Here is an 11645-nt window from a genome sequence, read left to right on the forward strand (position 1 = left end):
CTATGAGTGATTACACATATTGCGGATTTTGGAGAAGAAGCGGATCAGCGTTCATTGACGGAGCAATACAACTACTTATTACATTTTGTTTGTTATTTTGTAAATTAAAATTTTTTTACCCTGCTACACCGCTACTAGCTCTAGAAAATTATCTTGCTTACCTTACAATTACAAGCAATATTATTCTTACTACAATCGCTGTAATGTTATATTATGCTTTGTTTGAAAGCTCTAAATTACAAGCTACCCCAGGGAAATATTTATTGAATATGAAAATAATTAATAAAGCAGACGGAACTAGGATGAGCTTTTTAAAATCTTTTTTTAGAGTATCATTAAGTTTTGTCTTAGGTATGATAGATGACCTAATGAATGTACAAATAATATCAATTATACATTTAATACTGGTAACGGTCAGTGTTTTATGCATAGTATTTACCAAACAAAAAACATCTATACCGGATATGATTTGTGGTACTAGAGTAGTAAGACGATGAATAAATAAGCTCAAATAAAGTCTAATATATAAATTTAGGGTTTTTATGATTTTCAGAAGATTTTTTGCTATACTAATTGATAAGTTTTTACTTACAATTATATCAACAATCCTATTTATATTTATTAGATTTCTCTCAAATCCTGATGCAATATGGTTCTTTACATCTTTCACTATAGCAGCTTTTTACTTTTCTTATTCAGATTCATCAAAAACGCAAGGGACTATTGGAAAGAGAATATTAGGTATAAAAATAGTAAATATATATGATGGCAATGCAATAGATGGCACTACTGCATTTTTTAGGTTTATTGCCTGTTTTCTTATAAATATAACAATAATAGGTCTTATAGTAAGCATTATTTTTATGTTATTTAATGAAGAGGAAAAAATGCTCCATGATATATTTCTTAACACCAAGGTAGTAAAACGATAACAAAATGAAAAAGAAACCGATAATAGGTATTACTCCTGATTTAGCTCAAAATTGTGAAAAATATACTTATGCTGTTTTTCCATGGTATGCCTTGCGAAGAAACTATACTGATGCGATTATTGCAGCCGGCGGTGTACCGCTATTACTACCATATCAAAGCGAAACAATAAACGAACTTATGAACCTTGTTGACGGCGTTGTAATTCCAGGCGGTGATGAGGATATACATCCTAAATTTTATGAACCGGAATATGCCGAAGATGTAGTAATTTCTAATGAAGAACGTGATAATTTTGAGATATTAGTTTTAAAGAAATCATTAGAGAAAGATATTCCGGTTTTAGGAATATGCCGAGGAATGCAGTTATTAAACGTTATTTTCAAAGGTACTCTTATTAAGCATATTCCTGATTATATTAAAGAAACAGAACAATCCATAATAATTAATCATACACAACCTTCACCTAAAAACATAGTTTCGCATTCAATCAATATAGAAGCAGCTACTAAACTTGCTAAGATAGCTAATAATCAGCTACAAACTATGGTTAATTCGACTCATCACCAAGCTGTTAAACAACTTGGTAACGATCTTATCGTATCTGCAAAAGCAGAAGACGGGATAATTGAAGCCATTGAATCAACAAAACATAAATTCGTTATCGGCGTTCAGTGGCATCCTGAATATCTTAACGATAATGGAGTAGATTTAGAATTATTTAAAGAACTCATAAAAGCTAGTATGGTGTAAACACTACTAGCTCTTTACTCAATACTTAACTAAAACTCCATTCTATACCTATTTCGCCTAAAATTTCTTCAGCCTTATCAATATCATACTTAAGAGCTTGATAATTATTATCATACTCTTCAAATACAGAAGTAATAGGAGAAATATTTAAAAAGTCTTTTACCTCTTTACATAATAAAGTAATGTTTTTAACATTTTCTACTTCAGGACTATTTAATACTATTTCTATTTTATCTGTTAATCCAGGTAATTTATCTAATAAATCTTGCTTAATTACATCTGTGCTTAAATTTATAGTTTCTAAGCTTTTATAACATTCATGATACTTTAAAATAACATTTAAACAATTTCCTACTGTCGATTTAGCTTTTAAATAATGATTATTTAAAATATCTTTCAGCTTAGAAATTTTTGCTCCATCATGTGTGGTTTTTAATAATACTAAGTTTGGTATTAAGCTTTCTGGATTATTTTGTTAATATGTAAGAGAAGAATTATATTCATTCTCATTGAATGGACCGTATCCAAGAACTGCAAAAATACTTGGAGTGGTAAAGAATTTTAAATTATCTTCCAGTAACTTCTTATCATTTTCATTAATTTTTTCTTCTTTTTTATTATCAACGGACCTTAAAAACACATTTTTAGGTAATATATTTTCAAGATTTGGATTTAATAATTTGTAATATTTTTTCTTTAGTAGATTCTAACATTGCAACACCGTGAGGCACGGGTGTAGTAAAATTTATGTCCTTTAAGGATATTAAAGAATTAATAAAAGACTTGTACTTATATAAACTAATTCCACTAACTATATATAATAATTCAGCAATTGGCGCATATACTTCCTCATTTAAAATAGTAGTATGAGAATCATTAGGTATCCAATATAAATCGTTATTAAAAATTTTAGCTACTAAACCTTTAATTTTACCTTTAGATAGCTTAGATAAGGTTTCTTTTTTAAAACTAAATATTGATCTTTCTCTCTTGTATTTACTATATATGTTATATTAGACATATTACATATTCCTTAATTTTTGTTAGTAATTTCTACATAATAATTAATAAAAATTAGTAATCAAGTATTATTTATCATAAAATATGATTTTTTTATTATAATTTGTTTTAAATATCCAATATGTTATAGTTAGTCTAAAAATATATTATTATGACTTTTTTAGAAAATTTTGCTGAGCATATCATTGATAAATTAGGTAAAGGTAACGAAGTTCAAATAATATTGCCTAATAATTTCTCATGCCTAGAATTAAAGAAGATTTTAACCGATAAATATCAAATTAAATTACCTATCATTATTCCTTTTAGTGCTATCTTTTCAAAAAAAAATGATTCGGATTATATATCTAAAATAGAAGAATTACTTATTTTATCATCCATTATCACCGAATATAAAGAATTACCTTTTAATATTGAAGAATCGTTAAAAGCCGCAGAAATTCTAAGAAAACTATTTAATGATCTTATAATCAATAATATCGATATAAAATTAATAGAAACTTATAATAATTCTAACTATTGGCAAAAGATTTATAAATTTCTAGAATATTGCTTTTTGAGATGGCAAGAAGAAATATCGCTTACTCAAAAACAAACTAGACCTCTTCGGAAACTTGCTTATAGGGAGCTATTACAAGAAGAAATAATAAGGATAAAAACGAATCATAGACACGTAATACTAGCGGGAATATTCAAACCTGATCCTTTCTTAAAAAAATTTGAAGAAGAATTAAAGGATTATGTAATTTACTACAATCCCAACTTAACTACAATTAAGGATAATATATGCTATTACGACCCCACAAATATTTATGAAGAGGCGGAAGCAGTAGCTTATATATGCACTCAAAATAGTAATAAAAAGATAGCAATTGTTACAAATAATAACAAACTTAAAAAAATATATTGTAATTTTTTAGATAAATATTGCTTAGCTTTTGAAGATTTAATCGGTAATGATCTAGCTCTTACGAATATTGCCGATTTACTGATATCTATTATTAAAATATTATGTAATAATTTTGATTTAAAAATCTTATTTTTATTACTTAAAAACCCTTTAATTAACTGCTCTGCCGTACAGAAGTTAGAACTAATGCTATCAGGTAAAAACCGTTTTATATCTTCACCAAAATATTTATTACAATTACAATTTGATAATGAAGAGGTAAAAGAATATTGCCGTAACCTAATAGATATTTTATTTAACGATACTCCACATAGTATACAAGATATTCTAACCTTAACTAAAGAAATAGCTGAAAAACTTGTACCTGAAATTTGGGAAAAAGAAGGAGGAGCAGAACTACTTGAATTTTTAACAAATTTAACCTCATATCTCTCTATGTCATTCCTGTCATTCCTGCGAAAGCAGGAATCCAATGATAAAAAAGACTTTCCTAAAATTTTCTCTTTTTTACTTGTAAGTCACAAATATTATAAAAATACCGACCCTGCTAATGTTATTATAGGACAACCTGAAGATTTAGCATTATGCGAATTTGACTTAATTATATTACCTCATTTTAATAGCGAAAACTGGTCTCCTAATAACAAGGCTCACCCATGGCTTAGCAAGAAAGCTTTGCAGATATTAAATATAGATTATGGTGAAATTGGCTCTACTCTATATTCAGGTTACTTCAATTTATTTCTACAAAATAAACAAGTAATTATACTAAATGCTAAAAAATATGATGGGAAGTTGTCAACTCCTTCTAATTTATTTTTGAAGCTATCAAAAGGTGTCATACCGTGGCTTGACCACGGTATCCATGCAATTAATAAAAGTGGTAATATTTTTTTGAATCCCGCGATCAAGTCGCGGGATGACAATGAGAAGCCACGGCAATCCACAGCTCTTAGTACTACTTTCCCAACAATCTTATCCGTAACCGATATAGAAACATTAATAAGAAACCCGTACGGTTTTTATGCTAAGAAAATCCTTGGATTACGTAAAAAAGATAATATATGGGAAGAGCCTAAAATATCGGATTTTGGTAATTTTATTCATAAAGTTTTAGAGGAATATTCTAAAAATTATGACAAACAATATATTGATTTAAATTTGCTTGATAAACAAGTTGCCTTAATAAATATCGGTAATCATATTTTATATGGCACTATTCTACCCACCTACACAAAAAAAGCTTGGCAAATAAAACTTACAGCTTTCAGCAAAGCCTTTATTTTATTTGATATAGAACGTCGAAAAAACTGTAAAGAAATCTATTTTGAGATTAAAGGGGAATTACGATTAAATATTGCAGGTCAAGATATAAAAATAATCGGTATAGCTGACCGCATTGAAATAAGTAAATCAAACAATATAACTATACTGGATTATAAAACCGGTACTATTCCAACCAAGAAAGAAATAGAGCTTGGACTCTCTCCTCAACTTATTATAGAAAGCTTGATGTTACTAGAAAACGGATTTAATATTAAAAATGAAAATAATATAGTCAATTCAGTTGGACTTGGATACAAGGCACCGAGGGTAGAGCCTATAATAATAGGCGAGACGACGAGTAATGATGTAGGCAAGTCTAAATCAATTGACTATATTATCGCCTACGTGAAAATAACTAGTACCGAACCTTATGTGCAAACAACGGAAATAGCTTTAAGCATCGAGACTTTAAATAGACATAAAGCAGGACTCATAAAATTACTTGAATATTACGTTACAAATAAGTCCTTTTCTTATGATTTGAATTTATCAAAATATAATGATTATTTGCATTTGGGTCGATAGGCTAATTATGTCATTCCTGCGAAGGTACATGGTAAGACTCGATGTCATTCCCGCGTAGGCGGGAATCCAGTACTTTAAAGCTTTTTAAAAGCTCGATTTATCTCGCTTTATGCTGGATTCCCGCCTACGCGGGAATGACATAAGGGCTATGCAACAAACCTAGTCAAGCCACGGGGTGGCATAATGTTTACAACTCCATCACTAACTTAAATCCTTTATTTTTAATAATCTTACTATCAGTATTATAAATAATCGGATCGTTAATTTTTTCATGACCAAATCTATTTGTTTTAAATACCGGAATATTTAAACTATCTGCAAAATTACGAAGCACTAACATTGTGCTTTCCGAATCTTTATCAAATGAACCAAATATTATGGCCTTAACATCCTCAAGCAATCCTGCTTGCTTTAAGTGCAAAAGCTCACGATCTAATCTAAAAGCAGCTACATTCACATCTTCTAAAAAAAGAATTTTGCCTTTAGTTTTTATCTGCCAGCTCGTTCCTATACTAGTCTGCACCATAGTTAAATTACCGCCGGTTAGTTTGCCATTAACAAGATCGCTTGATTTTGCTATATCGTTAAGCGGTAATAAATTATCTATAGTAACTTTCTTTACTTTACCTTTTAATATTTCAGCAAGCTTAGTAAAATTGCTTTGATCTTTTTCGGGCTTTAAAAGATCGGCTATATTACTGCCGTGAATAGTTTTCCATCCCCATTCTTGTGATAAAAAAAGATGTAAAGCCGTTATATCGCTATACCCTATAAAAAATTTCTCTTTATTTGGTTTTGGTAGTTTTAGTAAATCGGGAATTAATCTAGCCGAGCCATAGCCACCTCGTAAACTCCATACTACATTATCAGACTTATCAAATAACGCTTCCCTCAGACAATTAAACCTTACTTCATCGCTGCTTGCAAGAAACGGTAACTTGCCTTTAACAAGACACTTAGCCGGAATCTGCAAATTTAAAGCATTAATATTTTTTAAATCCGATAAAGTCTTATTATCAGCACCTGTTGCCGGAGCAACAACGGTAATAGGGATATTTTTTAGATTATTGGCAGCAGAAAAAGCTGATATTGAAAAGAATAATATTACTAGTAAAGATAAATTTTTAAGAATCATAGATATAATTGATAGGTATTGTTACATGAACAGGTAAATCTACTATGTCACCCCGTGGCTTGACCACGTGGTCCAGTCCTTATTTTATTTTTTTCTGGATCCCATGAATAAATCAAGGGATGACACAGAGGAAAGAAGCGGATTCCCGCTTTCGCGGGAATGACATAGAGAGAGACGGGAACGACATAGGAACCAAGAATAACCTCAAGAAATTATTATAAATACGAAACACCGTCACCTAAGATTTTTGCTTCTTCAATTCTCATTTGGTCAAGAGCAAGAGTATAATAGTTATTGAATTCATCAATAAACGTTTGTGGCATATTATCGACTATCTCATGTACAGCTTCATATTTATCCTTATCGTTATTAGAAATATATGCTAATTTTAATGCTATTTCCTTTTTAACAAGATTAGAATCTTCAGGCGATAATTTGCTTAAAATATTAGTTAATTGTTTTATAAAATTTGGTTTATCTAATAAATCTATAATCTTCTTAACTTCATATTTAGCACCATTAGTAAACGTTACTTCAGATCCAAGTATTTTTGATATAACTTCTATATCATCATCGGAATCTTCATCAGATCCAGGTATTTTTGATATAACTTCTATATCATCATCGGAATCTTCATCTGACGTGTTACCTTTAAAGTCACTAGAGCTTACACTCGACGTTGTAGCTTTATTTAAAGCCTCGCTTATTCTAGGGTTTTCCATTTTAGTCCATAACTGCTCAGCTGAATCACAACCACTATCAGCTAGATATTTGTTACTTTCCTCTCTAGGTGGTACAAAAGCATTATTAATAAATTCTTTAACTGTCCATTTATTGTTAAATTTATTAAAAGCACTTTCTATAAACTTTTCTAAATTATTAGGGCCTAACTCTAAGAATTTTTGCTTAAGTTCTATAGGGATATGACTTTTTGTATCTAACCAGGTTTGCATTCCTGTTAATACTTCATCTATTAACTTATTAGTATCTTGTGTCGGTACAGTAATATTATACTTCTTAATATTAACATCAAGTGCATTTTTAGTACTAGCATCCAAGTTAGATACTAAGTTTTCATACTGGGCCGGGTTATTTTTAGTTTCTTTTAAAGTTCTTACTATTTTCTTAAATATTTGTACTATTTCTGAATGACTACCCGTAGTGCTTGTCATCCAGTCCCATTTAAAATATTCAAACCCGCCAGTAGCATGATTCGGAACTTCACAATGTGCAGATTTATGGTCATATCCAATGCCGATTACATCAAGATCTTGTTTATATTTCTTTACTTGAGGATCTGTATCATTACGCTGTTTTTTAATGCCTTGCTCTATTTTTTTCATAATCTTCTCCTTAATTTATGTTTTAATTAGTTTCCGTATCATACCTACATATTACCATATGTCAAAATAAAGCACTAAGAAAAATTAATTTTTTGATATATCACAAGCATGTAAGTCTTGTTTGAATTTTAGAGTATTATTTTCACCTAAAATTATACGATAAATTTGAATATTTTCAAGTACTCTTTGAACATAATCTCTTGTCTCACGATAAGGTATAAGCTCTATCCAATCTACGATTTTTCTAGTATCTTTTATATCTCTTGGATCACCGAATCTATCAATCCATTTTACTACCTTATGACTTCCGGCATTATAAGAAGCAATAGACAAAATATAAGAGCCTCTATGGTCACCTAGCAATTGTTTAAAATGATGAGTACCAAGTTTAATATTATATACCGGATTCCTAGTTAAATCCGCTACATTACATTTAGCATTTATAGATCTTGCAGTATCGCAAGCAGTTTTTTCTATAAGCTGCATTAAGCCCATAGCACTTGCACTACTTATTGCCGAATGATCAAAAACCGATTCCTGTCTAATTATTCCATAAGTTAAATGAGATGAGATAGGTAAACCTGCTAGATTATAAGGCGTCGGGAAAGCACAATCTGAAATAAAAATGTTATTTTGAGCAGCAATTTTTGCTACATCAACCATATAATGGGTATTATTACATCCCTTAATAATATTCACAATTATTTGAATTTCCGTAGGGTTTTTAGTATTTGTAATCGCTGCTTTGGAATATATCATAGCTAAATGGTTTTTATTATATTTAACCAGCAATTTTATTGCTTTAATAATCTCTTTATTTTCTATGTTTTTCCTTTCTTCAGAAGTTATTACGGGAATAGGAGGCAAAACTAACTTTGTCCTATTTAATTCAATATTTGCTACCTGTCCGTAAAAGGTAAAAGAATATTTGGCTGCCTGCTCGTAAAATTTCTTAGCTGTTTGCTTATCGCCTTTTGCTTCATAGCTGCGGCCTAACCAATAAAATCCACGCGCCAAACTAATGGGGGTTTTAACTATCTTAATAAACTTATTAAAATGTACTAATGCTTGATCCGGCTTCTTTAAAAAGCTTAAAGAAAGCCAACCTGCAAGCCACTCCTGCTCTCTTATAGTTTCAGGACAAGTAGCAAAAGGAAGCGTTGCCATTCTATAACTATTAGCAAAATCTTTGTAATCGATGAATTCACGAGCATAATAAGATTGAATGCGGCACCATTTAGCAAAATGCTTACGGTTATTTTTGGCTTTCTTAAATAAGGTAATATCTTCCTTTGTCGGTTTTTGCGTTTTCTTAGAATCTAAATAACGATATAACAAACCGGAAGTATAATATTTTTCAGGAACGCTTCTAAAAAGCTTCTCAGCGTTTGGTGATTTACCTATAATCGCAATTTGTGCTTTAAAAGAATTACGATAGCCTTGATCTACATATTTTAGCGACTGCTCAGCAGACCTAATATCATTTTTCCATAAATGTTCTTCTATTCGCTCTAAATGATCACTCGCAGTTAAATATTTATGCCATCTACTATAATATGCCTTTTCTTCTTCAGGAATGAAATTGGCATATATCCATGCTTCTTTAATAATAGGCAATAATATTTTCTGATCTTTAATTAAGCTACTTGCAGCAGCCGCATAAAACTTATAACCTTTACCAGTAAGCGGCGGATGTTTACTAAACCAATCAAAAATTACTTTTTTATTTGTATTATTATTTAGATATTCTTCGGCTCTTTCTTCGAGTAGTTTATTTTGAGGCCAATTTGGGTTATCACGTAAAAACTTTATTACCTGCTCAAAACTATTATCTGAATATTTATTATTCAAAAATTTTTGTGAAAAAACGATTTTTGTTAAAGCTTTATTATTTACTTCTAAAGCTAAATCTTCAGCTTGTGACCAGTTTTTTTGATCGATATAGGTAAAAATTTGTTTTATATTATCTACAGGACCGGAATTAGCATTTACCCCAGTTGTCATCCCGTGGCTTGACCACGGAATCCAGTTCAAAGCTAACAAGAATATCGTAATTAATAATTTTATTTTCATAAGTTTTATGATTTACTGCGTGGATACATAATCGTCATTGCGAGGAAAATTACGAAGTAATTTGACGAAGCAATCTTAGGAAGAATTCCTGAGATTGCCACGCTCCCTATGGTCGCTCGCAATGACGATTAGGGCAACGCCCACTTGCAATGACGTTTTTAGAACCCTTAAACACCAGTCGAACCAAAAACGCCGCTACCACGCATCGTTTCTTCAAGCGCGCTACTTTCTTCCCATAATATACGTTCATACTTTGCGATTATCATCTGTGCAATTCGCATGCCTTTTTCTATAACAAAATCTTCTGTGCCGAGGTTAATAAGAATAACTTTTATTTCACCTCGATAATCTGCATCAATAGTACCCGGTGAATTAGCAACCGTAATACCGTGTTTAACGGCAAGACCCGAACGAGGTCTTATCTGTGCTTCAAACGAGTCCGGTAGTGCTATAGCAATGCCTGTCGGGATTAACTGTATACTACCTGCTTTTATTGTTATAGGTTGGTCGTTTGCAGCTATTAAATCCATCCCCGCACTATGCTCTGTAGCATATTCCGGCAAACTGCCTGAAAAATTTTCTAATTTCTTAATTTTAACTTGCGTTATATTCATAATACTTCTCATAGGTGAAGAGTTGATCTGGTACATTTATTGGCATTGCCTAAAAAAAGTTGTTTTATAGTATAGTTTAGCCTTCAGGTGTCATTCCCGCGGAAGCGAGAATCCAGTAATTAAAAGGTGCGTACACAGTAAGTTTTTAAAATTAAAAGCTCGATTTATCTCGCTTTTTTCTGGATTCCCGCTTTCGCGGGAATGACATAGAAACTTTAGATCAACTCTTTTTAGGCAATGCCTATTTATTTTATATCAAATTTATCGTTAATAATTTTATTTTCAACGGCATCAATTAAAGAATTAGCAAAATTATCGGTTAATATCTTGCTTCCCATGCCAAGTTTCTTTTTAAGCCAAGGCTGTTTAGCACACAGATATTGAAACTTAATATTATCGCCGAATTTTTCTTTCATCACGCTATACATATCCCCTATACCATCAATCAAGCCGTAATCAAGAGCCGTTTGTCCTGCCCAAAATTCACCGTTAAATAAAATTTCGTCTTGTTGTGTTAACTTCCCTACTCTTCTTGTTTTAACATAATCTACGAAATGCTCATAAACCTGCTTTTGTAGACTTTTTATAATTTTAAGGTCATCTTTGTTAACAGGCTGAAAAGGATCTAATACCGATTTATTTTTCCCTTCTGTGTAAACTCTTCGCTCTATTCCAAGTTTATTCATCGCTTCATGAAAACCAAAGCCGCTTGATACTACTCCAATACTACCGATAACCGAACTTGGCAAAGCATATATCCGGTCTCCGCTGCAAGCAAGCCAATATCCGCCTGAAGCTGCCATATCTTCAATAAAACTATAAATTTTTATTTTATTTTCTTTAGCAAGGTCACGAATACGTTTTGCAATAAGCTCAGATTGTACAGGCGAACCTCCCGGAGAATTAATAATTAAACATAAGGCTTTTAGTTTCTTTATTTTAAAAGCTTTTTCTATTAATTCATTTAATGATTCTAACGTAAGACCTGATTGCACGGTACTTACTTTACCGATAAC

At 31.1% G+C, this 11645-nt stretch carries 11 protein-coding genes; 5 read left to right on the forward strand and 6 right to left on the reverse strand.

Going from position 1 to position 11645, the window contains the following annotated elements; all coding sequences use genetic code 11:
- The 4 genes from AC1Z7D_RS03525 to AC1Z7D_RS03540 all read left to right on the forward strand — a co-directional run.
- Positions 1 to 497 (forward strand): RDD family protein (locus AC1Z7D_RS03525; protein WP_482602024.1); only part of this gene is annotated, 497 nt, incomplete at its 5' end.
- Between the two features lie 45 nt (positions 498 to 542).
- A complete protein-coding gene (locus tag AC1Z7D_RS03530; protein ID WP_482602026.1) occupies positions 543 to 932 on the forward strand; it encodes an RDD family protein in 390 nt (129 codons plus the stop codon).
- A 4-nt stretch (positions 933 to 936) separates the two neighbouring features.
- Positions 937 to 1683 carry a gamma-glutamyl-gamma-aminobutyrate hydrolase family protein gene (locus AC1Z7D_RS03535; protein ID WP_482602028.1) on the forward strand — a complete coding sequence of 249 codons (747 nt, stop codon included), beginning with the start codon at positions 937 to 939 and terminating at the stop codon, positions 1681 to 1683.
- Positions 1684 to 1865: 182 nt separating this feature from the next.
- Complete coding sequence (locus AC1Z7D_RS03540) at positions 1866 to 1997, forward strand: hypothetical protein (RefSeq protein WP_482602030.1); 132 nt, start codon at positions 1866 to 1868, stop codon at positions 1995 to 1997.
- Between the two features lie 161 nt (positions 1998 to 2158).
- On the opposite strand, the gene AC1Z7D_RS03545 is transcribed toward AC1Z7D_RS03540, so the two are convergent.
- A complete protein-coding gene (locus tag AC1Z7D_RS03545) occupies positions 2159 to 2323 on the reverse strand; it encodes a hypothetical protein (protein ID WP_482602032.1) in 165 nt (54 codons plus the stop codon).
- Positions 2324 to 2854: 531 nt separating this feature from the next.
- Between AC1Z7D_RS03545 and AC1Z7D_RS03550 the strand changes: the two genes are divergently transcribed.
- Positions 2855 to 5464 carry a PD-(D/E)XK nuclease family protein gene (locus AC1Z7D_RS03550; protein ID WP_482602034.1) on the forward strand — a complete coding sequence of 870 codons (2610 nt, stop codon included), beginning with the start codon at positions 2855 to 2857 and terminating at the stop codon, positions 5462 to 5464.
- Positions 5465 to 5651: 187 nt separating this feature from the next.
- On the opposite strand, the gene AC1Z7D_RS03555 is transcribed toward AC1Z7D_RS03550, so the two are convergent.
- The 5 genes from AC1Z7D_RS03555 to AC1Z7D_RS03575 form a co-directional block, all read right to left on the reverse strand.
- Positions 5652 to 6599 carry an LD-carboxypeptidase gene (locus tag AC1Z7D_RS03555; RefSeq protein ID WP_482602036.1) on the reverse strand — a complete coding sequence of 316 codons (948 nt, stop codon included), beginning with the start codon at positions 6597 to 6599 and terminating at the stop codon, positions 5652 to 5654.
- Positions 6600 to 6814: 215 nt separating this feature from the next.
- The gene (srfF, locus tag AC1Z7D_RS03560) at positions 6815 to 7942 is read right to left on the reverse strand and encodes an SrfF family effector protein (RefSeq protein ID WP_482602038.1); all 1128 of its coding nucleotides are present in this window, start codon (positions 7940 to 7942) and stop codon (positions 6815 to 6817) included.
- 84 nt (positions 7943 to 8026) lie between these two features.
- Positions 8027 to 10015: a lytic transglycosylase domain-containing protein gene (locus AC1Z7D_RS03565; protein WP_482602040.1), complete on the reverse strand. Its 1989-nt coding sequence runs from the start codon at positions 10013 to 10015 to the stop codon at positions 8027 to 8029.
- Between the two features lie 167 nt (positions 10016 to 10182).
- Entirely contained in the window at positions 10183 to 10629 is a 447-nt protein-coding gene (gene dut, locus AC1Z7D_RS03570; RefSeq protein ID WP_482602042.1) for a dUTP diphosphatase, read from the reverse strand.
- 245 nt (positions 10630 to 10874) lie between these two features.
- A partial coding sequence (locus tag AC1Z7D_RS03575) for a S49 family peptidase (RefSeq protein WP_482602044.1) occupies positions 10875 to 11645 on the reverse strand: 771 nt, incomplete at its 5' end.

This window comes from Rickettsia sp. (assembly GCF_965035265.1).